Here is a 24922-nt window from a genome sequence, read left to right as displayed (position 1 = left end):
TCGGGCTATGCGACGGCACATTGGCGGTGTCTTGCTCCTGGTTGTTCTGGCCGGCTGTGCTGGACTGCCGATGGACCCTGGGACTGGAACCGCCAGCCAGCCGGTGAACGTCACCGTCACCGAGGTCGTCGACGGTGACACCATCGATGTGCGCTTCGCCGACGGTCGAACCGACCGGGTTCGGCTCCTCGGGGTCGACACCCCCGAAGTCCACGTCGAGAACGATCCGGCCGAATTCGAGGGCGTTCCTGATACCGCCGCCGGGGAGCGCTGTCTCCGTGCCGCTGGGGAGAACGCCACGACGTTCGTCGAGAGTCGGGTGGCCGACTCGACGGTTCGGCTCGAATTCGACCCCCTGTCTGATCGTCGTGGGGGCTACGATCGACTCCTCGCCTACGTCTACCAGAACGAGACGAACCTGAACTACCAACTGGTCGAGACGGGCCACGCCCGCGTTTACGATTCCGAGTTCACGATGCGCGGGGAGTTCTACGCGGCCGAACAGGACGCCCAGGCGGCAACCCGTGGCGTCTGGAACTGCACGACACACGCGGCGAGCTAATCACTCGAACACTCCCTCTAGAAGGTATCGCTCGCCGGTGTCGGGAAGGATCGTGACGACGGTCCGTGACTCGTCGGATTTTGCAACGCTGGCGGCGACGTTCACGGCCGCGCCAGAGGAGACGCCAGCCAGCAGGCCAGTTTCCCTGGCGAGTTCCCGGGCAGTCTCCCGGGCCGCCTCCGAGGTCGTACGCTCGACGGTGTCGATCAACTCCAGTTCGAGGACGTCCGGAACGAATCCGGCCCCAATCCCAGGGATGTTCTCGTCTCCCGGCTCCCCGCCTTCGAGAACCCGCGAATCCGCCGGTTCGATGGCGATGACCTCGAAGTCCGCCCGGCCCAGGTCTCGCTTGAAGTACTGGGCGATCCCCGTGATCGTCCCGCCCGTTCCGACACTCGCGACGAGTGTGTCCACCTCGTCCAGTGCAGCCTCGATCTCTGGCCCAGTCCCCGTCCGGTGAGCGGCGGGGTTGGCCGGATTCTCGAACTGCCTCGGCCGGTACGTGTTCCCCGTGGCGGCGATGGCGTTCGCCCGTTCGATCGCGCCAGGGATGCCTTCCTCGGCGGGGGTGAGTTCGAGGGCCGCTCCCAGGCCCTGGAGGATCTGTCGGCGCTCCTCGCTCATCGATTCGGGCATCACGAGACACACCTCATAGCCCATCGCCGCGCCGGCGAATGCCAGTCCGATTCCCGTGTTGCCACTCGTCGCCTCCACAACCGTCGTTTCCGTGTCGAGTTCACCGTTCGCTGCGGCCGTCTCCAGCATGTTGACGGCGACCCGGTCTTTCACGGAGGAAAGCGGGTTGAACGATTCGACTTTCCCGTAGAGGTTCGGGGCGAACTCCCCGAGTTGCAACAGTGGAGTTTCCCCCACAAGCTCCGTCAGCCGGTCGGCAACGGGGCCGGACCCAGCGCGTTCGGGCATCGAGTGTTTTCCGGGGCCGAGCCTGAAAAGCTCCGCCCCGGATCGGTTGCAGCCTGGAGGAACCCGAGCGTTCATGATGGCTGGGCAACAAACGGGACGTATGGTAGTTGGTGCAATCGTTTCGTTCGTCGTCGCCCTTCTCATCGGGGGTCTCGGGATCTATCTCGGGGCCGCCTTCGTCACGGACGTAGAGGATTACAAGCACGCGGTGATTACCGCGCTCATCGGCGCGATCGCCTGGGGGCTGGTGAGCTGGATCCCACTGGTCGGTGGCCTGATCGCACTCGTGGTCTGGATCGGGGTAATCAACTGGCGATATCCTGGCGGCTGGGTCGACGCTGCCGTGATCGGCCTGCTCGCGTGGCTCGCCACGGCAGTCGTCCTCTGGGTTCTCAATGGACTGTTCTCGCTCGGTATCGGGGCGTTCGGTGTGCCCGGGGTCTGATCAATCCGGAATTTGATCGAGGCGAACCTTCTTCCGGTCGGCCAGCACAGTCCGGTATAGATGCAAACCGAACTCACCCACAGCCCGTCCTTCACCCATCTGATCGTCGATCTCGACGCCGGCGAGTCGATTCGTGCCGAGCCCGGGGCACTGGTCGGCCATTCCGAGACGATTCGCGTCGAGACGACGACCAGCCGTGGCGGGTTGCTCAGTTCCGCGAAGTCCATGCTGGGCGGGGAGTCGATGTTCGCAAACGAGTTCGTCGCGGAGGACGGCCCTGGTCGTGTGACCTTCGCGCCCGGGACACCGGGAGACGTCATGGAACACGAACTCACCGGTGAAACGCTCTATGCCGCCGACGGGGCCTTTCTGGCGGCCACGCCAGAAATCGACATCGACTCCGAACTCGGCGGGCTGAAGTCCGTCCTTGGCGAGGCCGGGTTGACACCGCTCGCGCTCAAGGGAACCGGGTCGGTGTTCATCGATGCCTACGGCGGACTCGAGCGGATCGACCTCGAACCGGGCGAGTCCTACGTCCTGGACAACGAGCACTTGATCGCCTGGGACAGCGAAATTGAGTTCTCGACCCGGACGGTCGGTGGCCTGAAATCGACGCTGTTGGGCGGTGAAGGCCTGGTATTCGAATTTACTGGCCCTGGAACCGCCTGGTACCAGACCCGCGATCTAGACGCCTTCGTCTCCTCGATCGCGCCGCGGCTGCCAAACGACCAGTAGTCACTCGATCCGGGTCGACCTGGCCGGTCGTCCCAGTTCGGCTTCGACGGACTCGACTTTCGCACTGGCGTCGTGATCAGCCGTTCGCTTGTCGTCGATCTTCAGAACCGTACTCACGCGGTCGGCCTCGACGGCTTTGTGGGCGGCTCCGACGGCTGCAAGCAGCGTGTCGATGTCCGGGGCCTCGATGGTGGTCGCCATCGGGTTCGTCTCGTAGGCGACATCGTAGTCGTCCAGTGCCTCGATGGCTGCGGCCACATCTGCGGCCATATCGCCTTCCCGAACTGGTGCGACCGAGAGCAGTGCGAAAACGGTCATGAAATCGCTTTGGTTCGGTCCGGAATATAGTTGTCGGGCTTACAACTTTCCACAGGTATTTTTGACCGGCCGGTGAGCGACAGGCATGAGTCCACTGGTGGCCGACCTCATGGAGACCGATGTCGTCTCGACCGACGCCGGAAAGAGCCTGGCGGACGTCGGGACGAAGCTGTACGAGGCCGGTGTCGGCAGCGTGATCGCCCGATCCGGGAAGGGGGTTCCGATCGGTATTCTCACACCACAGGATCTCCTCAGGGCGATCGCGGAGGCCGACCGGCCACTCACCGACATCCCCGCCGAGGAGTATATGTCCCGGCCGCTCCTGACGATCGAGTCGGATCGCCCTGTCCGAAGTGCCGTCCGCCAGATGAACGAAGCGGACGTGGAACAGCTCGCGATCGTGACGGAGTTCGACGTCGTCGGGATCATTTCACAGAAGGATGTCCTCGCCGCCTACGAGTCACTGATCAAGGCCGCTCACGCGGCCGAACGGCGACGGATCTGATCAGGGCCGCTCAGCAAATCGCGGAGTCGCCAGGTCGATCATCGTCGCCAGGCCCGGTCGGCCACTTTGCACGCGCGGGGCGGCGTTGACCACGACCGCCGGCGTTGTCACGTCTCCATGGAATCCGCCGTCGACGGTCACGTGCAGGTCCGGAGTCCCGGAGATCTCGATCTCGTCCCGCGGGTTTTCGGCCCCCAGGAACATGCTGAGATCCAGTTCGATCGCCGGCTCGCCATCGACATAGCCCGTTCCGATCTGGTGGATGCCAGCGACATCACCCGGTTCGGCGGTGAAATACTCACTCTCGGTCCGGGTCTCGACGACGACTGGCTCGATCGTCTCCTCGATCGACTCAAGATCCCAGTCAAGCGCGGCTGCGAGCATGGCGATGGACTCGGGGAGACCAACGTGACCCGCCTCGGGCGCGATTTCCTCCTCCCAGACCGCTTCCGTGAGGCCGGCACCGACCTTCTCCTGGAGTGGCTTGCGGCGCTGGCTGGCGTTCTGAACCCGAGAGATCTGGACTGACTCGACGTCCTGACAGGGCGTAGTGAGGACCGCCGGCAGCGTGTCCATCGCGAAGCCAGGGTTAATCCCGGTCCCCAGTACCGTCTGGCCGTTCTCCCGGGCGATCTCGTCGAGTTCCGCGGCGGCATCCGGCTGGTGATACCAGGGGTAGGAGAGCTCCTCGGTCGTCGAGATCACGTCCGCGCCGGCAGCGACCGCGGCCTCGATCTGTGAGGTGATGGCGGTGACGTCCGAGAGCGTGGAGTGAAAGACGACGTCGGGCTCCTCGGCGAGTGCCGTGTCGGGATCGTCGGTTACCGTGACCCCCGTCTCGGTATCGAGGTTTGCGACTGCAGCGAGGTCCTGCCCCACCTTCTCCGGGTCGATGTCGATGGCGCCGACGAAGTCGATGCCGCGTGCGGTTGCCACCTGGACGATTCGCCTGCCGATCGGACCGATCCCGTATTGAACTGCTGTCGTTGTCATAGAACTCCCTCCGCTTGTAGTTCCTGTATCACTTCCTCGCTCGATTCGAGTAGGTCTTCGAGTTGTGCCTCCGTCGTCTGGTAGGAGACACTCCCCATGTGTCCCGGGAGGTGGTAGTGTCCCCGGTCGATCAGCCGGTCGTGGAATTCCACGAGGGCGGATCGATTCGTCGCCGTCTCGACTGCCTTGACGTCGGTTAGGGGTGCCTCGGGCTCGAAATGCGGACAGAACAACGAACTCGTTCCAAGTACCCTGGCGTCCACGCCCCGTTCCTCGAAGATTTCAGCGAGCCGTGAGCGAACCCTCTCGCCCCAGGATTCGGTGTGCTCGTAGACCGGTTCGGATTCGAGTACCTCCAGAGTGGCCAGGCCCGCCGTCGCGGTCATCGGGTTCATCGTGAACGTTCCGCCGCCCGCCAGGATCGCCTGCTCCGGGGGCACGTTTGCGTTCGGTTTCGCCCGTTCGAAGAGGTCCGCACGACCGGCAAGCCCGCCAATGGGGAGGCCCCCGCCGGCGACCTTGCCGAAGGTCGTCAAATCGGGCTCGATGCCGACTCGCGCCTGATAGCTTCCGGGCGAGACCCGGAACCCGGTCACGACCTCGTCGAAGATCAACTGGGCGTCACGGCGTCGGGTCTCCTCCCGGAGGAAGGTCAGGAAATCAGCCTCGCACTCGACCCCGCCGCCGGCGAGTAACATGGGCTCGACGATGACACCGCCCACGTCGTACTGCTCGAACAGGTCCTCGACGGCCGCTTCGTCGTTGATCGGAAAGGCGTGAACGTGTTCCTCGACTCCCGGCGGGAGTCCGGCCGTCGTCCGTCGGTCGAAGGGGCTGTGAACGGCGCTCGACAGGTCCGAACTGCCACCGTGCCAGCCACCCTCGGCTTTGAGGATGTGATCCTTGCCAGTCGTGGCCCTGGCGAGTCGGACCGCGTACATCGTCGCCTCGGTCCCGGAGGACGTGAATCGCAGGCGTTCGGCGGCTGGAAAGGCCTCCAGGATCTTCCGCGCGAATGCCAGCCCCGTTTCGTTGGGGGTCCCATAGTGGAGGCCGTCGGCCGCCTGCTCCTGTACCGCTTCGACGACCGTCGGGTAGGCATGTCCCAGGACGCTCGTCTGGTGGTTCATCCAGTAATCGACGTACTCGTTGCCGTCGACGTCCCGGATCGTCGCGCCGCTCGCTGACTCGACGTAGAGCGGGTGTGGCTCGTGGTATCTGATGTTGTGTGAAACGCCGCCCGGAAACACTTCGGTCGCAGACTCGTGAAGGCGTTCGCTTCCGGGGGCTGCCCGTTCGGCGTGGTGTTTGTTACCGCCTGATTCCATAGTCGGCAGTTCAGTTGGCCGCGCCATTACGTTTTGGTTCACGATGCCCCATCGATTTTGTACTCGGGCGTCGAAGGGAGGGCCATGCCCGAACCCTCCCTCTCGCTCGGACTCTCCGTGGCCGTGGCCTTCGGGATCGGCGCGATCATCGGCATGGAGCGTGAGCAAAGCGAATCGGGAGGGACCTACGCCGGGAGTCGCACGTTTCCGCTGTTTGCACTGTACGGGGCCCTCGTCTCCGCGTTCTTTCCGGCCGGGGTTCCACTCGCCCTGTTCACAATTGCGCTGCCGCTGACCGTTGCCTACGCGGCGAAGATACACATCGAGGGGGACATGGGCCTCACGACGCTGGTCGCGGGACTGGTCACGGTGGTTCTGGGAGCGATGACCACCCACTCCGACCGGGCGATGATCGCAGCCATCGTGACCGCAGGGATCGTCGTCGTGCTGCTCTCCTCGAAGGGGTGGATTCACGGAGTCGCCGACAACATCGGTGAGGCCGAGCGCCGCGCGAGCGTGAAGTTCATCGTGGTCGTGCTCGTGGTGCTGCCCCTGTTGCCCGATCGGAATCTGGACGTGCTGTTGGGGCTCAATCCGCGGTACGTCTGGTTGATGGTCGTTTTCGTCTCGGGGTTGAGTTTCGCCGCGTACCTCCTGGGAGAGACGATCGGGGCCAAGCGAGGGATCGTCGCGACCGGAGTGCTCGGCGGCTTTGTCTCCTCGACCGCGACGGCGATGTCGATGGCCGAACGGACCCGGGAGGCCCCCTCGCTGTACCACATCACGGCGTTCTCGGCTGTCATCGCGTCGATCGTGATGTTTCCCCGGGCGCTCGTGGAGGTCGCAGTTGTCAATCCGGCATTGTTCCCGCTCGTGCTCGTCCCGCTCGGGGGCATGACCGTCGCCGGGGCGGCGATCGCGGCCGTCGTCTACTGGCGGTCGACCGCTCACCAGCAAATCGAGGCCCAGATCCAGAACCCGTTTCACCTCAGACCGGCCCTCGTCTTCGGGGCGGTGTTCGCCGTCGTCCTGCTGGTCTCGGAGTACGCCAACGCCTGGTTCGGGGTCTCGGGGATCTACGGGACTGCCTTCGTTTCCGGGCTGGCGGACGTGGACGCGATCACCCTCACGCTGAGTACCCTCTCGGCGGACGGCGAGATCTCGGATACGGTCGCGACGACGGGGATCGTGATCGCCGCCATCGCGAATACGCTGGTCAAAGCGGGGCTCACCTGGGTGCTGGGGACCCGCGCCCTGGGGCGCCTGGTGACGGCGATTCTGGGAACGGTGGCGATTGTGGGCGTGGTGATCGTCCTTCTGCTCTGATCAGGGGGCGCGATCCCCCGTCGACTCGAAGTGATCCAGGTCCGTCGGTTCGCCCAGCAGGTAGTAGCGATAGACCTGGAAGAGGAGATAGGAGAAAAACGTCACCAGGACGCCGACGAAGAACGCCTCGATAGCGATCGACCGGGAGAGCCCGAAATAACCGCCGACTGGCTGGGGTGGGTAGACGACGAGTATCGACGGGACCCAGAGCAACACGGCTAGAGCGACCAGCCGGGACACGAAACCACCCTTCATTGTGGCACACCTCCCCAGTCCGCCCGTGCAAACTCGAGTCCCGCTCGCACGCGGCTCGCTGCGGGTTCGTTTGCGAGTGGTTCGAGGTGTGCTTCGGCGTACCGAAGCCGGCGTAGGAGCCCATCCATCGTGGCGTTCTGGATGCCAAGGCCGGGTCGCCGATTCACTTCGAGGACGAGTGGCCCCTCCCGATCGAAGACGACGTCGACGCCGGCGTAGCCGAGATGGGTGGTGAGTGCGGCTCGGGAGGCGAGTGTGAGCACCTGCTCCCAATCTGGAATCTCGATGGCGTCGATGGGGCGGCCCGTATCGGGGTGCGTGGCCAACCAGCGACGGCGTGTCTGCTGGAAGGCCCCTGTCGCGTGCCCCGTCTCCAGATCGAGTCCGACCGCGAGGGCGCCGCCGTGGAGGTTTGCTCGCCCGCGTGACTCCCGAGTGGGCAGTCGGGCCATTGCCATGATCGGGACTCCTTTGAGAAGAATGACCCGGACGTCCGGGACTCCTGTTCCGGCCGTCTCACTGAGGATACCCGCCGGGTGGACGAGCGCCTCGAGATAGGCTTCGCCGGTCGATTCGTAGGCGACCTCGTAGCGGCCTTCGAGAATGTCCCTCGCGTGGGCGCGAATCTCCGCTCCCTCCAGTGGCCCGTCTGAGGTTTCGAACCGGCCGTCCTCGCGTCGCCCGGTGACCACGAGGATCCCCTCGCCGCCGAGACTGGTGGCCGGCTTGACGACGAACTCCGCGTGATCCTCCAGGAGCGAATCGACCGCGTCGAGGTCGTCGGCGGACCGGAGATGGGCGTAGGTGGCCGGTGTCGGGATCTCCAGGCCGTGCAGGAGCTGTTTCACGACTACTTTGTCCAGCCGCGCCAGTAGCTGGGCTGGGTTGTAGCGCTCGACGAAGTCCCGGTTGCGCACGGAGAGGGTCAGCACTGCCAGCCAGCCATTCCCGTTCGGCTCGAATTTTTGGAGCAGGTTGCGAAAGCGAAGCCGTTCACTAAGTCGGACTGTTGTGACCGATCCCAGGTAGAGATTGATCCCGACCAGCAGGATCCAGGCTGTGGGGGTCCGAGCGAACCAGTTCATGAACGGCTCGTACGTGACGACGGTAAAGGCCAGCGAGATCACGACGACGGTCAGGAGCAGCCGTTCGAGGACGGGCACCCAGCCGGCGTCGTGGAGTTCGTTGACGAAGCGGTCGCCGTACCAGGCCGTCAGGATGGCCGGGAAGAAAAGCGAGTAGCCAAACTGCGGGAGCGTCGGCTGGGTGTGGCTCACGCCGCCGAGGACGAGGAGTCCGAAGACGACTACCAGGAGCACCGTCGCCACCCGATGGGGTGTCGTGAGGTTCAGCGGTTCGATGAGATCACGGATCGCGATCGCGATCACGAAGAGATACGTGATCAAGATCAGCCCCCAGTAGGGCCCGACCTGAATCCAGGCAAACGCGATGATCGTCGGCCCGAAGACCCCGAACGTCGAGAACCCGACCTCCGAGCGAAACAGGGCGATGATCGTGGCGGCAACCGCGAGTTGCAAGAAGACGTAGTTCTCTATGACGGTCGGAGCCAACCGCTCGAACTGCCAGCTCAGGACCAACGCGAAGACCAGGAATACGAGCAGGATTCCCGCGAACGTCAGCCGGCGTGATTGTTGGCTATCCATAAGGTCAGTACGCGTTCACATAAGATAAATTAGTATTATGAAACCCGCAGATATGACGCCCCTGCTACATGAATGGCCTCGATACACGAGAAAACAGGTCAGAAAACATGAGGGTGTTAGCGGCAACGAAGGGCGGTAGCCGACCGGAATTGGCTGGGTTTCCGTGTTCGGGGCTACAAGAGTTAACTCGGTGACGTGAGAACTGATACAGACACTACGGAACCGGAATGAAAGCACAACCGATCGAAACGCCGTGGGCAACGGACACCTCGGCGGTCACAGAGCACTACGAGGTGGACCCTGAGACTGGGCTCTCCGATAGTACGGTCGCCGCCCGGACGGACCAGTTCGGCCCGAACACGCTCCGGGAGCAAGAGCAGCGCTCGGCCTGGCAAACCCTTTTCGACCAGTTCCGGAGTGCGATCGTCCTGCTGTTGGCTGCTGCCGGGGTGGCCGCGTTCCTGCTGGGAAAGTTCGTCGAGGGGGTCTCGATCTTCGTCGTTCTGGTGATCAACGGCGCCATCGGGTTCGTCACCGAACGGCGAGCGATCGCCTCGGTCGAGAGCTTACAGGAGCTCTCGGAGATCGACGCCCGTGTTCGACGCGACGGCGAGGTCGTGACGATCTCGGCTGCCGAACTGGTGCCCGGGGACATCGTGATCCTGAACGCGGGGGCGGTCGTGCCGGCCGACCTGCGGGTGCTGGAGGCCTCGAAGTTACAGGCTGATGAGTCCGCGCTGACAGGTGAATCCGTCCCGGTCGGGAAATCCAGTGCGCCCGTCGATGGCGACACACCCCTCGCCGAGCGGGAGAACATGCTCTACAAGGGGACTCACGTCACCCGCGGCACGGCGGAGGCGGTCGTGGTTGCGACGGGGATGGACACCGAACTCGGCGCGATCTCGGCCTCGCTCGCGAAGACCGCGCGAGAAAAGACTCCGCTACAGGCCGACCTCGACGAACTCGGACACACCCTGGTCCCGTTTCTGCTCGTCGTCGCCGTGATCGTTCTCGTTTCTGGCTGGCTCCGGGGGCAGGATCTCTTCTTGATGGTCGAGACGGCGATCGCGCTGGCTATCGCCACTGTCCCGGAAGGGTTGCCGGTCGTGGCAACGCTGTTGCTCGCGAGGGGGATGTGGCGGATGGCCGACCGGGATGCCCTCGTGAGTAATCTGGCATCTGTCGAGACGCTGGGCTCGACGAACGTCATCTGCACGGACAAGACCGGCACGCTGACGGAAAACGAGATGACTGTCACCGAGTACCTCCTTCCCAGCGGGTCCGTCTCGGTGACGGGGACCGGGATCGATTCGACCGGGGTCTTCGAGCAAGCGGGTGATTCGATCGAGACGCCATCGGGGCCGCTCCTGGAAGCGCTGGAAGTGGGTGTTCTTTGTAACAATGCCTCGGTGGAACCTGGATCCGAGGGTGACCTGGCGGCAACAGGTGACCCGACAGAGGTTGCGCTCCTGGTGGCCGGGCTGAAAGCCGGTATCGACCGATCGGAACTGCTCGAAACCGTCCCGGAGGCTCGGGAGGTGTCCTTCGATCCGGCGCGAAAGATGATGGCGACCTACCACGAGACGGATGGGGACTACCGGGTCGCGGTGAAGGGCGCGCCGGAGGCAGTGGTGGAAGCCGCGGACAGGGTGCTTGGGGAAGATGGGACGGATTCGCTCTCGAAGGCCGACCGGGAGGCGTGGCTCGCGGAGAGCGAGCGCATGGCCGAGGACGGCCTTCGGGTGCTCGCGCTCGCGACGAAGACGGTCGGCGACTCCGAGGCACCACCCTACGAGGGGCTCTCACTGATCGGTCTGGTAGCGATGATCGACCCGCCCCGAACGGAGGTTGCGGAGACGATCCAGCGCTGTCAGGAGGCGGGAGTCAGGGTCGTTATGGCGACGGGCGATCACGCCGGGACGGCCAGAAACGTCGGTCGGAGCGTCGGACTGGGAACGGCCGAGAACACAGAGCCGGTGCTTGGGTCGGCCCTCGACGATCCCGAGTCCCTCGCAGAAGCGGAACGCGAGCGCTTGCTTGACGCCTCGATTTTCGCCCGGGTGAGTCCCGAGAACAAGCTCGATCTCATCGAACTCCATCAGACGGCCGGGTCGGTCGTCGCCATGACTGGCGACGGGGTGAACGACGCGCCGGCCCTGAAAAACGCCGACATCGGAGTCGCGATGGGGCAGCGAGGGACACAGGTCGCCCGGGAAGCTTCTGACATGGTCCTCCGGGACGACAACTTCGAGAGCATCTATCATGCGATCCGCGAGGGGCGGGTCATCTTTCGAAACATCCGGAAGTTCGTCGTGTATCTCATGTCCTGTAACCTGAGTGAGTTGCTCGCGATCCTGCTGGCCTCGATCGTTGGCTTTCCGCTCCCACTGTTGCCGTTGCAGATCCTCTTTCTCAACGTCGTGACCGACATCTTTCCGGCCTTTGCGCTGGGTGGCTGTGCCGGTGATTCGGAGATCATGTGTCGGCCGCCACGGGACCAGGACGAGCCAATTCTGACCCGCACTCACTGGACGGAGCTGGGTCTCTATGGGGCCTTGATCGCGGTCGCGACCGTGGGGGCGTTTGCCCTCGGCGGGCAGCTCTACGGCGGGATGGGCCACCCGGAAGTCGTGACCATCTCGTTTCTGACCCTGGCCTTCGCTCAGCTCTGGCACGTGTTCAACATGCGCGATCCCGCTTCGGGAGTGGTGCGAAACGAGGTGACCGAGAACGGGTACGTGTGGGGCGCACTCGCGCTCTCATCGCTGCTTGTGGTGGGGACGGTCTACCTGCCCGGCGTCTCGCTGGCGCTCGGGACCGCACCGATTCAGGCCGAGGGATGGCTGGTGGTTCTCGGGATGAGCCTGGTGCCACTCCTGGTGGGCCAGGTGGTGTTACTGCTCAGAGGTCGCCTGAACTCGCCCGAACCCGACAGTGGCAACCGTTCGTAACCGGGAAAGTGTCTTTGGGACTGCCCGCTACCCTCCGTTCATGGAACCGGGAACCGTTACACGGGTCTCGCCCGGATCGGCCCTCTACTATCTCGATCCGGGGGCGTTCGGGCCGGCGACCTACTGTTCGGTGTATCTTTATGACACCCCGCGACCGGCGGTGATCGACACCGGGCTGGGGACGAATTACCAGACGATTCTAGACGCTCTGGAGACGTTGGGTATTGACTGTGCGGACCTGGCCATCGTTCCGACCCACGTCCACCTGGACCACGCGGGCGGGGCTGGTTACCTCGCCGAGGCGTGTCCCGAGGCCACGGTGTACGTTCACGAGGCGGGAGCGTCCCACCTCGTCGATCCGGCCCGGCTCTGGGCGGGGACGAGGGCTGCCGTGGGCGAGCAGATCCAGTACTACATCGAACCGAAACCGGTCCCGGAAGCACGGATCGTCGAACTCGGTGATGGGGACAGAATCGACCTGGGCGACCGAGAGCTTTCGGTTCACCACGCGCCAGGGCACGCATTCCACCAGGCGGTGTTCCAGGACCAGTCCACTGGCGGGGTGTTCACCGCCGATGCGGCCGGCATTCACACGCCTGGTGTTGACGGTGTCCGACCGACCAGTCCGCCACCCGGGTTCGATCTGGCGGGCTGTCTGGCGGACGTCGAGATGATCCAGGAACTCGATCCGACGGCCCTCTACTACGCCCATTTCGGCCCGGCCGAGCCAGCGGACTTGCTCGATGAGTACGCCACAGTGCTCGAATCCTGGGTCGAGTCAGTTGCGGACAAGCGGGCGGAGTTGGGTGCCGATGATGCGGTCGTTGAGTACTTCGTCTCGCGAACGGACACCGTCGAGGCCTGGGGCCCGGTCAAGGCACGGGCGGAAACCGCGATGAACGTGCGAGGTGTGTTGGAGTATTTGGACGAGGCCTAAAGCCGGGTGTAAGCAAATCGAAAGCGGCCGGGAGCGATTACAGTGGGCTGACCGGCTGGGTCGGTGTTACTCCTCGTCCTCCCGGATCGAGTTTTTGGCCGCCGAAACCCAGCTATCGATATTCTCAGCAACGTAGTCCTGTCCACCTAGACCGACAGCGAGCCCGATGCCAATGGCGAGCGCCAGTGCCAGGGCCCCGAGGAAGGCCACCACGAAGGCTGTGAAGAGGCTGGTCAGCACCTCGATGTTGATCCCAACCGTGGCCAGTGCAAGGGTAATCGTGATGTAGTAAATCAGGACCTTGACGCCCAAGCTGCCCACGGAGAATGTCCGTCCGTCTCCGCTTTCGGCCACCACTTCGGCGACCCGTTCGGCGAGCCAGATCCCGACTACGAGCACGAGTAGCCCGCCAGCCAGTGCCGGCAGATAGCCGGCGAAATCGTTCAAGAGCGTCGAGAGCGCATCGATGGCGAGTATATCGACGACTGCCAACAGGGTCAACAGGTAGATGTAGTAGGCGACGATCTTCCCGACCAGTCGACCGAAGCCGCCCTCTCCACCGAACCGCGCAAACGGCGTCTCACGGAGGTAGTGACCGATTCCAAAGTCCCCGACGATTCGGGCGACGAAATCGCCAATGATCCGACCCGCGACGAAACCGATGACCAACACTGCCAGTGCTCCGAGAACGACTGGCAGGTATGCGCCAAGATCGGCCAGCAACCCGGTCAGCTGTGGGATATCCAGGACGTTTGCGGCTGCGATTAGAGCCACGAAGTAAATGTAGTAGGAAACGATCAGTCCGAGGGTTCGAGCGAGTCGGCGACTGGTGTCAACCTCTTCGACGGCAGTTCCCTCTGCATATCGATCGATACCGATCCGTCGGAGGACTCGGGTGACGATGCCACCGACAATTTTGCCGATGATATACCCGACAATCAGAATTAGTATTGCGCCGATCAGCGTGGGGAGAAAGGAGATTACGCTCCCGATCGCCTGATTGATCGGTTCCATCACCGATACTTGTAACGGACTGAATGGCAATGCCATGTTTTAATGTTGGCTCGCTAAGACATAAATGTACTTGTGCTGAACAGTATAGAAAGCCAATATGATTTCAGTTGACACCGCCCCTCGATTGAGACGCGGGCGTTACTGACTAATTTGACTCCTGAGCGAGCAGTCGATTGTTATCGTCCCCTCCTCCATTTGCATACCACGACGAGTGAAACGAGTCGTGGTTTCTCCGGGCGCGACCGCAGGGAGCGCCCGGCTCGTTTTGGTGTCCTCACCGAGCGAAGCTCGGTGGGATCCAGCAGGAGCTGCTCCTGCGCGACAGATTTTTCGAGTCGCGAGGGATCAAGGATCCCTCGGACCGCACGAACGGCGGCTTCGCCGCCGTGAGTGGAGAGTGGTGCGCCGAAGGCGCACCCGACGACGAAAAAGGTGCATGGACTCGCCGGGAGTCCCGCGAACGAGCGAAGCGAGTGAGTGGGACGTCGGCGAGGGAACGACTGACTGAACGAACGCAGTGAGTGAAGGAAGGAAGTGGACTCGCCGGGATTTGAACCCAGAATCAGACGTGCTCGCTACCGCTGCGCGTCTGATAGGGCTTCAAATCCCGTCGTCGCCGCTGAACACCTCGCTCCCAACCGCGAGCGACACGAGCGTCGCTCGCGGGTTGGGTACCGAGCAGAAGTGGACTCGCCGGGATTTGAACCCGGGGCCTCTCCCATGCCAAGGGAGTGATCTACCACTGATCTACGAGCCCGCATCCACCTGTATTCCAGGTTCACAGTTAAGCCCTCCGGATCGGAGCGAAGCCACACCGAAACCCTTTATGGGGCCGGCCACCCCGTTCCCTGTAGGGAACGCACGACCGCAAGTCTGACTCGCCGAATATCGGCTTGGGATTGCGGTAGTGCTCGACAGCGACTGTCGAGAACTCATCCTGCGGCTCGTGTCGTTCCAATCAGACATATGGCACGAATGCACACCCGTCGCCGGGGACAGTCCGGATCGGACAAACCGGCGACAGACGAACCACCGGAGTGGAGTGACGTCGATGCAGATACCATCGAAGAGCGAGTGCTCGAGCTGGCCGCACAGGGGAAAGACCCCTCCCAGATCGGCATCGCGCTCAGGGACGAGGGCGTCCAGGGCACGCCCATCCCGGACGTGAAAGCCGCGACCGGCAAGAAGGTGACCACGATCCTCGAGGAAAACGACGCGGACCCGGAGATCCCCGAGGACTTCCGGAACCTGCTCGAAAAGGCTGTTAACCTCTACGAACACGTCGAGGAGAACGGCCAGGACCACCACAACAAACACGCCCTGCAGAACCTGGAGTCCAAGATTCGCCGTCTGGCGAACTACTACCGGGGCGACCAGCTCCCAGCGGACTTCAAGTACACCTACGAGAACGCCAAGGACCTCCTCGAATAGATGGCGACGACGGGGACAGCAGACGAGAACTGGACGCCTGACGGCCTGGCCGGCCACCTGCGCGAGGTTTCCCTCGCACGGGTGGTGAGCCGCGCCGACGGCGACGGCCTCGCAGCGGCCGCCATCCTCGGCCGGGCGCTGGCCGCGAGGAACATCCCTCGCCATCTCTCACTGTCCCCGACCGCCGCTGACGCCACCACCCGCCTCTCCGAATCCAGCACGGCAGTCACGCTGGGATTCCCGGTCGGGGAACACGTCTGCGACGCGGACGCCGCGTCGCTCTGCGCTTACGAAGTCGCCCGCGAACTCGGGACCGACCCCGATCCCGGCCTGGCGATCGCCGGGGCCGTCGCGGCTGGCACTGAACCTCAGGGTCCCGCACTCGATGCGGCCCGCGAACGAGGCCTTACCAACCGGCCCGGGCTGGCGATTCCGACGACCGATCCGGCAGTCGGACTGGCTCACACGGGGCTCGTTCACGCGGACTTCTCCGGGAGCGTCGAGGCGGCACGAGACTTTCTCGCACCGCTCGATCTCCCAGCGGAACTCGACCCCGATGCCAACGAACGACTGGCGTCGGCGGTGGCACTTGCGGCCACGGACACGGCCCGACCCGATCGGGCAACGCGAGCGATCGAAGCCGCGATCGCACCTCGGAGCTCACCGACGGACCTCGAGACGGTCGAAGGCTACGGCGACGTGCTCAACGCGAGCGCAGCGATGGCCCCTGGTCGGGCACTCGCGGCGCTCCTCGGGACGCCGGAGCTGCCGACCCTTCGAACGTTGTGGGAGCAGTACGGGACGGCCCTTCACCGCGCTGTCGACGACCTCGCCCCGGCCGAGGGCCCCGTCGCGATGGGCACTGTCGAGGCGATCCCGCCACGGGATGTCGCCCGACTGGGTCGAGACTTCCAGGTGGACGCCGATCGCCTCTATGTCGCTGGGCCGGGTGCGATCACGCTCGCGAGCAGCGAGGTCGACGCACGCGAACGGCTGGAGATCGAGTTCCCGGAGGCGGCGATTACCGGCACGGATCGACTCGCAACGGTCCGAACTGAAACTGACCTGGAGACGGTCCTCACGGAGGTCGAACCGGACCGATGACTCGACACGCCACCATCCGATCCACGGTCCCCGACCCGGAGACGATCGCCGAAGCGATCGCCCCGGACAACACCGACCAGATCGAGACCGCAGTGGACGAAAACGAGGTACAGACCACGATCGAACGGGAGACCACGGCCGGACTCCGATCGACGGCTGACGATTACGCGATGAACCTCTCGGTGGCGATCGAGGTTGCAGCGACGGCGAACAGACACGACACGAACGAGCGATCAGACCCTACCAACACATGAGCGAACGATCAGTATCCAAACGGAGTCAGGAAAAGCGGTGGTACACCGTGCTCGCGCCCGAGCAGTTCGACCGGGCCGAACTCGGCACGACCCCCGCAATCGAACCGGAACAGGTTATCGACCGTACGATCCAGACCACACTCGGCGACGTGGTCGAGGGCGGTGAGAACAACGTCAAACTCACCTTCCAGGTGAACGACGTCGGCAGTGATTCGGCGTACACCGAATTCTCCCGGTACGAACTCACCCGGGACTACAAACGGAGTCTGGTGCGTCGCGGGTCCTCGAAGGTCAAGGCCGTCTTGACCCTCCGGACCGCGGACGACCACCGGATCTCCGTCCAGCCGGTCGCCTTCACCACGAAGGTCGCCGACCGCAGCCAGAAGGAGGCCATTCGGGCGAAGATGACCGAACTGGTCACCGAGGCAGCCAAGGAGCGGACCTTCGAGGAGTTCCTCGACAGCATCATCCAGGGCCATCTCTCCAGTGCCATCTACAACGAGGCCAAGACCATCTACCCGCTCCGCCGGGTCGAGGTCGAGAAGGCCGTCCTAGATGCCAAGCCCGCGGAAGTCGAGGCCGAAGAGGAGACCGCGGCCGTCGACGAGTAGGTCGAAATCGGTAAGTCCCTTCTCTCCCGAGAACGCATAGATGCGGCGAGCCCTGCGTGCACTCGGCCCGGCAGACCTCATTACCGCCGCGAACGCGGCGATCGGTTTCGTGGCCGTTGCCCTGGCTCCCGTTGACCCGGCCATCGCTGCTCGGTTGATCCTCCTCGCCGGCATCGCCGACGCACTCGATGGGATCGTGGCCAGGCGGTGGGGCGGCTCCGAAGTCGGGGAGTTTCTCGATTCGCTCGCGGACGTGGCCTCGTTCGGTGTCGCCCCCGCAGCGATGGTGATCGCCACGCTCGGTGGCGCACAGCAGGTCGGCGTTGGGATCGCATTCGGGGCGATTTTCGTCGGGGCGGCCGTGCTTCGGCTCGCTCTGTACACCGCCTACGACACCAACCAGGCCTACACACACGGGGTGCAGACGACTCTCGCGGCGACCATCCTGGCGGCGGGCCTCCTCTCTGGGGTGCCTACTGTCGGATTGCTGTCGGGGCTTTTCGTGTTCGCCCTGTTGATGCTCGGCGAGATGACCTACCCCGATCTGCGGGTTCGCGACGCCGTCGTGATGGGCGGGATCCAGACGGCGGCGATTCTCGCCCCGATGACCCTTCATTCGATTTTCCCGCGCGGCCTGCTCGCCTGGGCGCTGGCCTATCTGTTGCTCGGCCCATGGTTCTATGACGGAGCGGAAGGGAAACGCTCATAGGAATTCTCCCGGAAGTCGGGAATATGAGTGACGGGGACGAAGAGCCAGCGGAGACGGAGGCCGATTCCATCGTAACGGAGTTCGAAGAACGACTCGAGTCGGCATCACAGGCCGTCGAGGCGGCCGAGACGGAGGCCGACCTGGACGAGGTCGAAGCGACCCTCGAAGCGATCGGGGCGGACCTGGAGGACGCGGACATCCCGGTTCCCGAACCCGAAGACGAGGACGAGGAGCCAACCGATCCGACCGAGGAACTCGAAGACGAGCTCTCGGACCTGGAAGACGCCGTCGCGGACAAACGCGGTCCGTACGGCGAGGACGTCATTGAGGCCATCGAGGATGTTCAGAGTACCATCACGGACACCCGATGGGCCGAGGAGGGCGAGAACGAACTCGTCCCGGGCGTCCAGGACTTTTTGGATACCACCGCGGAGATCCTCGATGCGGACTTCGGCAAGGCCGTTCCGGACCCGGAAGAGTTGTCGGTGACGCTCGGAACGGTCGCGGATGCGGTTGCAGAGGCCGAGTACGACGCCGACGAGGACGCCGAGACGATCGCCTCGCTGCTCGATGCCACCGATACCCTGGCCTCGGCCGTCGATTCGGCGACGGCGTGGACGGATCTGGAGATTCGGGAGCGCCTGGACCGTGAGGGCTTCTACGAGCCGCTGGAAGGGGCCAAGCACAAGGACTTCCCGCCGGAGTGGTCGGCACTCAAAACCTGGCAGCAGCGTGGCAACGTCGAGATGGTCGTGCTCCTGCTCGATCTGATGGGCGATACGGACTACATCACCCGTCACTGCATCGAAGCCCTGGAGTACATGGGCGATGAGGCGGGTGTGGACGCACTCACTGACCTGGCGAACCGCCGGAACCTCAACGCGATCGACGCCATCGGCAAGATCGGGGCCGAGTCCGGCGTGAGTGCCGTGGAGGGCCACGCCGAATCCGGCCGGACACCGGAGTTGCAGGCCCGAGCGATCACGGCCCTCGGTGCCATCGGGGACGAGTCCACGACGGGAACCGTCGCCGACCAGCTGGTCGCGGACAGCGAGCGCGTGCGGACCGCGGCGACCCGCGCGCTGGGCATGATCGGAGACACCCGGGCCATCGACCCGCTCGCGGACGTGCTCGGGGATGTGGACGAGGAGAACTCGGTCCGTGCGAGTGCCGCCTGGGCACTCTGCCAGATCGGGACCGAAGATGCGCTCTCGGCTGCTGCTGAGTACGCCGACGCCAGTTCGTACCTAATCGAGGCAGAGGCAGCCAAAGCGGCCGATGCACTCGGTCTAGAGGACGAGGACGATTCGGAGGATCCCGACGACGCCGAACAGGCAGCAGCCGAGGAGGACTCGGACGAGGCTGCGGCCTAGGCCAGGAAGGTACCCGTTAGCTGAAGCGCGAACGCGATCGCGATAAGGATGGCGCCGGCCCGACCGAAGAAAGTGTACTCGTCCGCGTCGTTCGGCGAGATCTCGACGCTGTAGCTCTCGAAGTCCCGGTCGAACCGAACGTAACTGGGTAGCTGGAAGAACTCCACGAACAGCAACATGGCTCCGACGACCCCGAGGGCCGACCCCGCGAGGTAAAGCTGTGTGGCAATGGTCATACCGTAGCGGGGCCGCCCCATCCAGATAAAGCCATCCGAACGTTTTTCCCCGAGAGTCGAACCAATCGGTCGCGTGCTGGAGGAACTACTCGTGATCACGTTACTGGCGACGGCTGGCCCCGTCACGATCGATGGGGTGTACCCGAACCCGACGACCGACGGCGATCGTGGTGAGTTCGTGATCCTCTCGGTTCCGGAGAACACCTCCCCTCAGGGGCTGGAACTGACCGATGGCGAGGACACAATCGACCTCTCGGGAATCGAGGCGAGCGGGCGGGTCGTCGTGACCGCCGATCCAGGCCCGGCGTCGAACCTGACCGACTTGCCGATCCACGAGACCAAATCCTTTCTCTCGCTCTCGAACGGCGGCGAGTGGGTTGCGCTTCGGGATGGCACTTCGGCGAGCAATCTCTCCTATCCCCGCGCTCCCGAGGGGGAACTCTACCGGAACGGCCGGTTCGAACCGATCGCCCGTTCGAATTTCCGGCCGATGACGACCCGGAACGTCTCGATTAAAACGACGGTCCTGCCGGACGATCCGACGCCACTGACTCGGGCAATCGAGTCTGCAGATGACCGAATCCTCCTTGCCGGCTACACGTTCACGGATCCGTCGGTCACGGATGCCTTAATTAACGCTCACCAGCGGAACGTGACCGTCAGGGTGCTCATCGAGGGCGGCCCGGTCGGTGGCATACCTCGACCCCAGGTGACCCAGCTCGATCGCCTGCGTGCTGCTGGTGTTCCGATTGCCGTAATGGGCACCGACCGGGCGCGCTATCGATTTCATCACGCGAAATACGCCGTCGTCGACGACCGGGCGGTCGTGACTTCGGAGAACTGGAAGCCGGGCGGAACCGGCGGCAACGGCTCCAGAGGGTGGGCAGCCGTCATGCACGATCCGAAGGTCGCTGCCGATCTGGCTCGCATCTTTCGAGCCGACACGGACTTCATCGACACGCGCTCCTGGACGGCGAGTCGACCGTCGGAGCCGGTCGAGGGTGGGATGGACACGACAAGGTACCCGACCCGTTTTCCCGCGCAGTCGAGCCAGGCCGAACAAGTGACCGTTCTCACGGCGCCGGACAACGCGGCGGGAGCCGTCCGTGGAATGCTTGCCAATGCGACCGAATCGATTCGGATTCAGCAGGTGTCGATCGACCCGTCGACCCCGCTTCTGAACGAGTCCGTCGCTGCGGCGCGGCGTGGCGTGACCGTCCACATTCTACTCTCCGGGGCCTGGTACGCCGAGTCGGAGAATCGGGCGCTGGCGCGGTCACTGCGGGATCGCGCCGAACGGGAGGACCTCCCACTGACGGTCCGGCTGGCAGAACCCCGGAGCCGCTACGAACACGTCCACGCCAAAAGCGTGATCGTCGACGGTGAGTCGGTGCTGCTTGGCAGTCTGAACTGGAACCCCAACGCGCTCCGGGAGAATCGGGAAGTCGCGGTCCGAATCGACGACTCGAAGGCTGGCACCTACTTCGAGCGCGTGTTTCGAGCGGACTGGCGAGGTGCAGCCTGGCGGCTGCCCTGGGGTGTACTGCTCGGGGCCAGTGTCATCCTGCTCCTTGGAGTGGCCGCGGCCAGGTCGTTCGCCGACTTCGAGAATTAGGTCGAGGAGCTACTGAGCGCCTCGTCCAGTTCCGCGTCGGCCATCTTCTCGATCAGGGAGTCGATGACGGCCTCGCGCATCCCCGGGACGAATCGGATGCTCCCGACGACGAGGTGGCCGCCACCACTGACACCCGCCCCAGGCAGTTCGTCGTTGAGATCCGTCACCATCTCCGGGATGTCGAGTCGCACCCCGTCGCTTCGGAGCACCGCGAAGTCGGGCCCGTAGCCCACTGTGATCACGGGTTCGCCGGTGGCCTCGACCTTGCGATCGTGGAGCTCGCCAGTCGTCTTTCCCGGCGGGGGATACGTGAACCGGTGGGCGAACTCATCGAGGTCGAGTCGATAGAGGTGTGCCCCGTTGGCGAGTCGCTCGTGTTCGACGTGGTCGGTGTTCGCCTCGAGTTGCCGATCAGTGTCCTGCCGGGCTCGGTCCGCGAGCAGGTCGATCAACTCCCGGTGGCGCTGTTCGTCGTCGATTCCCAGGAGGTCGGTCACGAATCCGCGACCGGCGTCGTACCGGAGCACGTAGGCCGCATAATCCAGGGCCGCGACGATGTCGTCCAGGTGGGACTCGTCGTAGCCCGCCTCGGCGGCCAGTTCCAGATAGTCCGACATGGCGTCGGCCTTCGAGCGGTCCGCGAGCCCCGCAATTGCGGGGACGTGATCGAGTTCGTCGCCGAGCGAGGGATGGAGCATGCGGGCGAGTTCGACGCTGAGCATGCCCGAGGTGATCCGGTAATCCTCGCCGTAGAGGTACGGGTTCACGTGTGTGTCGACGTAGGGATCGACCGCCTCCGGATCGGGATGGTGGTGGTCGATGACGATGACCGGGATGTCATAGGAGTCGAGCGTGCGGTAGGCCGGGGTATCCTCCGCGGTGCTCCCGTTGTCGATCATCAGGAGGACGGGGAGTTTCTGACCGTGGCGTGCCCGGTCGCCAAGCGAGTAGTTGAGGTCCCGCGTAGCGTCTTCCATCTCGTAGTACGGCGCTTTCGAGGGCAGGCGCTTGAGGAGATGGCGTGGGGCCTCGGTGTCCTCGTGGACGTCTTCGATCAGCCGTTCGAGTGCGATCTCGACCGGCGCGGCCGCACACATGCCGTCGCCGTCGGCGTGATGGCGAATCCGAATCGGCCGGCCTTCGAGGACCGCCCGCCGGAGCTGTCTGGCGATGTCTGCGAGGTCGGACCGCATCTCGTCCAGGGCCGGCCAGTCGATCGTGGGCTCGACCTCGATGGGATCGGACTGGCTCGCACTCGCGGCCTCCAGTCGCGCGCCGACCGACTGCTCTTGGTCGCCATCGAGTACGTCGAGTCGATCCACTTCGACCTGCACGCCACCGTTTCGGGAACCGACCGTCCCGGCGACGTGCACGAGGTCACCCACTTCGACTTCGGGGTGGGACCTGACACCGGCCCCCTCGTAGGCCGTGCACGGGACGATTCCGGTCTCGTCTCTGACCTGGAAGACCGTGGGGCCCCGGGTCTGTTTGATCTGGACCACGGCCCCTTCTAGATGGACGGTGTCGCCGTTCGAATCTGCAAGCGTCGAGACGACACTTCGATCGTAGGACGGGCGTTTCTCCACCAGGTCGTAGCTATCGAGGGCCGCCGGCTCGAAGGAGACGTCACCGTCGGCCTTGATCTCGGCGAGTTGCACGATCACGTCGTCCCCGACGGCATACTCCGTCTCGAGACTCGACTCGTGGATCAACCCGGAGACGGACTCGGAGACGTCGACGAAGACGCCGTACTCGACCACGCCGTTGACGGTTCCGCGGTAGTACTGTCCTGCTTCGAGATCCGAGCGCGTACACTCCGGATCGAGGTCATAGACGATGGGGGTGCCATCCGACTGGGATGACGATTCACTCATTGGACATCGATTGGTCGAGGGCGCGTTTACCGCTTACGAACGAGGGGCCACAGCGTTTCACTCGTCAGTCAGTCCGCGCCGTAGTTCCCGAGGTCGGTCTGTCCCGTCTCGCCCCCGACTGGTTCGACGACGGCAGGCGAATCGTTCGACGGGTCGTTCACGAGCGTCGAGATTTCCTGGGCTTGTAACGTCGGCTCCGCCGTTTCGAGCAGGCCCTGGGCCGTTTCGAGATCGCCATCGAGCCAGGGCCGCTCAGCCGACCGATCCAGGACGACCGGCATTCGGTCGTGAATCGATTCCAGGTGGGCCGTCGCCTCGGTCGTGAGGATCGTGACCGTCGAGAGCGGCTGGTCGTTCCCCTCCCATCGGCTCCAGAGTCCGGCCATCGCGAAGAGTTCGTCCTCGGGGCGGGTGATTCGATACGGCTGCTTGCCCCCTCGATCGCCGGCCCACTCGTAGTAGCCATCGGCAATGACGAGTGCTCGCCGACTTTCGAAGGCATCCCGAAAGAGCCGGTTTTCCGACACTGTCTCGGCGCGAGCGTTGATCGGCCGTGGTCCCGTTTCTGGAGACTCGGCCCAGGTCGGGACGAATCCCCATTCGTCGCTGGTGATCGTTGCCGGCGTCGCGTCGTGGATCACGTGGAGGTCCTGCTCCGGAGAGATGTTGTACCGCTCCTCGTACGGGGCCGCGAACTCGGCGTCGAACCGTCGCTCGATCGTGGATTGGGCCGCGAAAAGCGAGGTGCGCCCGCACATGGTCTCGCCTTCGGCGGCAATGCGGGTAGGCGTTTCGTCAGGTTCCAGTACTGTGAGGCCCGCTCGAACGGGTACCAAGCTAATAATGTTGGAGCACCAACAATCTGCATGGTCGAAACACTCGAACAGTCTGCCGCCGGCGGGGGGTTGGTAATCGGAGCCGGCGTCGGTGGGACCGTCGCGACACTTTCCGGCCAGGAGGCGTTCGCACTCGTCGCAGGCTTCGGGGCGGCCGGTGGGCTCCTGGTCGGCGCGATGGCTGGACGCTATGCGACAGGGGTTATGAATCGGGCGAACTGGCGGCATGCCGTCGTCGCGTTCACCCTGGCGCTCAGTTTCCTCGTCGGCAGCGTTCTCGGCGTGCTCACGGGATGGATGCTTGACTCGTCGATGGCAATTGCCGGTGGAGCTGGAGCCGTGGGTGGTGGGGTATTCGGGGTGTTGCTAACGGCTATTTTGCTCCGGACAGGGTCTACCCGGTAGCCCATCTCGATTCACTCGAAGATGTCGGCGGGGTCAGCCCCGATGACGGTCACCAGGTCAGCAGGATCCACGGCAGCGACCGTTTCCGGGGTCCCAGCCCCGCCCCAGATCGTCTCGAACTGCTGGAGCGCAGGGTCGATGAGCGTGCGATCGACCTCGTGGCCCACTGGTGGGACGCCACCAATCGGCCAGCCACTAACTTCTTCTACCGTCTCTGGGTCGGCCAGCTCGACCCCTTCGGCATCGAGTTCCGCGGCCAGGGCGGATTCCGCAACCTCGTGATGGCCGGCGGTGTAGACGAGAACCGGCTCGTCGTCCGCGAGAAAGACGATGCTCTTGACGATGGCCTCGGTCGAGCAGTCGAGTGCCGCTGCAGCGTCGGCGGCACTGTGCGTGCCGGCCGGTAGATCGCGCACTTCAGGGGTCGTTCCCAGCGTTTCGCGGGCGCGCCGACGGAATCGTGCAGTGGGTTCGTCCATGTCTGTGGAGGATTGCTCGGTGCAGGAATAGGTTTCGA

Annotated in this window: 26 protein-coding genes and 1 tRNA gene; 15 read left to right on the top strand and 12 right to left on the bottom strand. The window is 64.2% G+C overall.

What is annotated here, in order from left to right:
- Positions 1-7 precede the first annotated feature (7 nt).
- Positions 8-562, top strand: a complete 555-nt coding sequence (locus HSR6_RS06660; protein ID WP_071933176.1) for a thermonuclease family protein — start codon at positions 8-10, stop codon at positions 560-562.
- Here HSR6_RS06660 and HSR6_RS06655 read toward each other — a convergent pair whose 3' ends face one another.
- A complete protein-coding gene (locus tag HSR6_RS06655) occupies positions 563-1486 on the bottom strand; it encodes a PLP-dependent cysteine synthase family protein (protein WP_071933175.1) in 924 nt (307 codons plus the stop codon).
- A gap of 100 nt (positions 1487-1586) precedes the next feature.
- On the opposite strand from HSR6_RS06655, the gene HSR6_RS06650 reads away from it, so the two are divergent.
- Positions 1587-1931: a hypothetical protein gene (locus HSR6_RS06650; protein ID WP_070365123.1), complete on the top strand. Its 345-nt coding sequence runs from the start codon at positions 1587-1589 to the stop codon at positions 1929-1931.
- A 60-nt stretch (positions 1932-1991) separates the two neighbouring features.
- Positions 1992-2666: a TIGR00266 family protein gene (locus HSR6_RS06645; RefSeq protein ID WP_070365122.1), complete on the top strand. Its 675-nt coding sequence runs from the start codon at positions 1992-1994 to the stop codon at positions 2664-2666.
- Here HSR6_RS06645 and HSR6_RS06640 read toward each other — a convergent pair whose 3' ends face one another.
- Complete coding sequence (locus tag HSR6_RS06640; protein ID WP_070365121.1) at positions 2667-2984, bottom strand: MTH1187 family thiamine-binding protein; 318 nt, start codon at positions 2982-2984, stop codon at positions 2667-2669.
- An 85-nt stretch (positions 2985-3069) separates the two neighbouring features.
- Between HSR6_RS06640 and HSR6_RS06635 the strand changes: the two genes are divergently transcribed.
- Positions 3070-3489 carry a CBS domain-containing protein gene (locus tag HSR6_RS06635; RefSeq protein WP_070365120.1) on the top strand — a complete coding sequence of 140 codons (420 nt, stop codon included), beginning with the start codon at positions 3070-3072 and terminating at the stop codon, positions 3487-3489.
- Here the strand turns inward: HSR6_RS06635 and HSR6_RS06630 are convergent, their stop codons facing one another.
- Positions 3490-4482 carry an NAD(P)H-dependent amine dehydrogenase family protein gene (locus HSR6_RS06630; protein ID WP_071933174.1) on the bottom strand — a complete coding sequence of 331 codons (993 nt, stop codon included), beginning with the start codon at positions 4480-4482 and terminating at the stop codon, positions 3490-3492.
- The gene (locus HSR6_RS06625; protein ID WP_071933173.1) at positions 4479-5810 is read right to left on the bottom strand and encodes an aspartate aminotransferase family protein; all 1332 of its coding nucleotides are present in this window, start codon (positions 5808-5810) and stop codon (positions 4479-4481) included. The genes HSR6_RS06630 and HSR6_RS06625 overlap by 4 nt, the downstream gene beginning before the upstream one ends.
- 84 nt (positions 5811-5894) lie before the next feature.
- On the opposite strand from HSR6_RS06625, the gene HSR6_RS06620 reads away from it, so the two are divergent.
- Positions 5895-7136, top strand: coding sequence for an MgtC/SapB family protein (locus HSR6_RS06620; protein WP_071933172.1), 1242 nt, complete (start codon positions 5895-5897; stop codon positions 7134-7136).
- Here HSR6_RS06620 and HSR6_RS06615 read toward each other — a convergent pair whose 3' ends face one another.
- Both HSR6_RS06615 and HSR6_RS06610 read right to left on the bottom strand, forming a co-directional pair.
- Positions 7137-7391, bottom strand: coding sequence for a hypothetical protein (locus tag HSR6_RS06615; RefSeq protein WP_071933171.1), 255 nt, complete (start codon positions 7389-7391; stop codon positions 7137-7139). It lies immediately after the preceding gene.
- Entirely contained in the window at positions 7388-9055 is a 1668-nt protein-coding gene (locus HSR6_RS06610; RefSeq protein WP_071933170.1) for a sugar-transfer associated ATP-grasp domain-containing protein, read from the bottom strand. The genes HSR6_RS06615 and HSR6_RS06610 overlap by 4 nt, the downstream gene beginning before the upstream one ends.
- Positions 9056-9282: 227 nt before the next feature.
- Here HSR6_RS06610 and HSR6_RS06605 point away from each other — a divergent pair, with 227 nt between their 5' ends.
- Together HSR6_RS06605 and HSR6_RS06600 are read left to right on the top strand one after the other, a co-directional pair.
- Positions 9283-12006, top strand: coding sequence for a cation-translocating P-type ATPase (locus tag HSR6_RS06605; RefSeq protein WP_071933169.1), 2724 nt, complete (start codon positions 9283-9285; stop codon positions 12004-12006).
- Positions 12007-12046: 40 nt separating this feature from the next.
- Positions 12047-12943 carry an MBL fold metallo-hydrolase gene (locus HSR6_RS06600; protein ID WP_071933168.1) on the top strand — a complete coding sequence of 299 codons (897 nt, stop codon included), beginning with the start codon at positions 12047-12049 and terminating at the stop codon, positions 12941-12943.
- A gap of 66 nt (positions 12944-13009) precedes the next feature.
- Here the strand turns inward: HSR6_RS06600 and HSR6_RS06595 are convergent, their stop codons facing one another.
- Positions 13010-13993, bottom strand: coding sequence for a mechanosensitive ion channel family protein (locus HSR6_RS06595; protein ID WP_071933167.1), 984 nt, complete (start codon positions 13991-13993; stop codon positions 13010-13012).
- Positions 13994-14642: 649 nt separating this feature from the next.
- Positions 14643-14714: transfer RNA gene (locus HSR6_RS06590), tRNA-Ala, on the bottom strand.
- Positions 14715-14923: 209 nt separating this feature from the next.
- Here HSR6_RS06590 and HSR6_RS06585 point away from each other — a divergent pair.
- From HSR6_RS06585 to HSR6_RS06560, 6 genes are read left to right on the top strand one after another with little or no spacing between them, the layout of a single operon-like run.
- Positions 14924-15388 (top strand): 30S ribosomal protein S15, encoded by a 465-nt coding sequence (locus HSR6_RS06585; RefSeq protein ID WP_070365113.1) that lies wholly within the window; start codon positions 14924-14926, stop codon positions 15386-15388.
- Entirely contained in the window at positions 15389-16492 is a 1104-nt protein-coding gene (locus HSR6_RS06580; RefSeq protein ID WP_071933166.1) for a hypothetical protein, read from the top strand.
- A complete protein-coding gene (locus HSR6_RS06575; protein ID WP_070365111.1) occupies positions 16489-16746 on the top strand; it encodes a KEOPS complex subunit Pcc1 in 258 nt (85 codons plus the stop codon). Before HSR6_RS06580 ends, HSR6_RS06575 begins: the two co-directional genes overlap by 4 nt.
- A complete protein-coding gene (locus tag HSR6_RS06570) occupies positions 16743-17357 on the top strand; it encodes a 30S ribosomal protein S3ae (RefSeq protein ID WP_070365110.1) in 615 nt (204 codons plus the stop codon). Before HSR6_RS06575 ends, HSR6_RS06570 begins: the two co-directional genes overlap by 4 nt.
- A 40-nt stretch (positions 17358-17397) precedes the next feature.
- Positions 17398-18066, top strand: coding sequence for a protein sorting system archaetidylserine synthase (locus HSR6_RS06565; protein WP_070365109.1), 669 nt, complete (start codon positions 17398-17400; stop codon positions 18064-18066).
- 23 nt (positions 18067-18089) lie between these two features.
- Positions 18090-19439: a HEAT repeat domain-containing protein gene (locus tag HSR6_RS06560; protein WP_070365108.1), complete on the top strand. Its 1350-nt coding sequence runs from the start codon at positions 18090-18092 to the stop codon at positions 19437-19439.
- On the opposite strand, the gene HSR6_RS06555 is transcribed toward HSR6_RS06560, so the two are convergent.
- Positions 19436-19675, bottom strand: coding sequence for a hypothetical protein (locus HSR6_RS06555; RefSeq protein WP_071933165.1), 240 nt, complete (start codon positions 19673-19675; stop codon positions 19436-19438). The two genes, HSR6_RS06560 and HSR6_RS06555, sit on opposite strands and share 4 nt — an antisense overlap.
- Before the next feature lie 73 nt (positions 19676-19748).
- On the opposite strand from HSR6_RS06555, the gene HSR6_RS06550 reads away from it, so the two are divergent.
- Entirely contained in the window at positions 19749-21290 is a 1542-nt protein-coding gene (locus tag HSR6_RS06550) for a phospholipase D-like domain-containing protein (protein WP_083426112.1), read from the top strand.
- On the opposite strand, the gene HSR6_RS06545 is transcribed toward HSR6_RS06550, so the two are convergent.
- Both HSR6_RS06545 and HSR6_RS06540 read right to left on the bottom strand, forming a co-directional pair.
- Positions 21287-23164, bottom strand: a complete 1878-nt coding sequence (locus tag HSR6_RS06545; protein ID WP_070365105.1) for a DHH family phosphoesterase — start codon at positions 23162-23164, stop codon at positions 21287-21289. The two genes, HSR6_RS06550 and HSR6_RS06545, sit on opposite strands and share 4 nt — an antisense overlap.
- Positions 23165-23232: 68 nt before the next feature.
- Positions 23233-23922, bottom strand: coding sequence for an SOS response-associated peptidase (locus HSR6_RS06540; protein ID WP_071933163.1), 690 nt, complete (start codon positions 23920-23922; stop codon positions 23233-23235).
- Between the two features lie 108 nt (positions 23923-24030).
- Here HSR6_RS06540 and HSR6_RS06535 point away from each other — a divergent pair, with 108 nt between their 5' ends.
- Positions 24031-24405 carry a hypothetical protein gene (locus tag HSR6_RS06535; RefSeq protein WP_071933162.1) on the top strand — a complete coding sequence of 125 codons (375 nt, stop codon included), beginning with the start codon at positions 24031-24033 and terminating at the stop codon, positions 24403-24405.
- A gap of 11 nt (positions 24406-24416) precedes the next feature.
- Here HSR6_RS06535 and HSR6_RS06530 read toward each other — a convergent pair whose 3' ends face one another.
- Positions 24417-24884: an aminoacyl-tRNA deacylase gene (locus tag HSR6_RS06530; protein WP_071933161.1), complete on the bottom strand. Its 468-nt coding sequence runs from the start codon at positions 24882-24884 to the stop codon at positions 24417-24419.
- Positions 24885-24922 lie beyond the last annotated feature (38 nt).

The sequence above is a fragment of the Halodesulfurarchaeum formicicum genome (genome assembly GCF_001886955.1).
Lineage (GTDB): Archaea > Halobacteriota > Halobacteria > Halobacteriales > Halobacteriaceae > Halodesulfurarchaeum > Halodesulfurarchaeum formicicum.
Note: the sequence above shows the minus strand (reverse complement) of the source record. Positions and strands in the feature narration are given on the sequence as shown.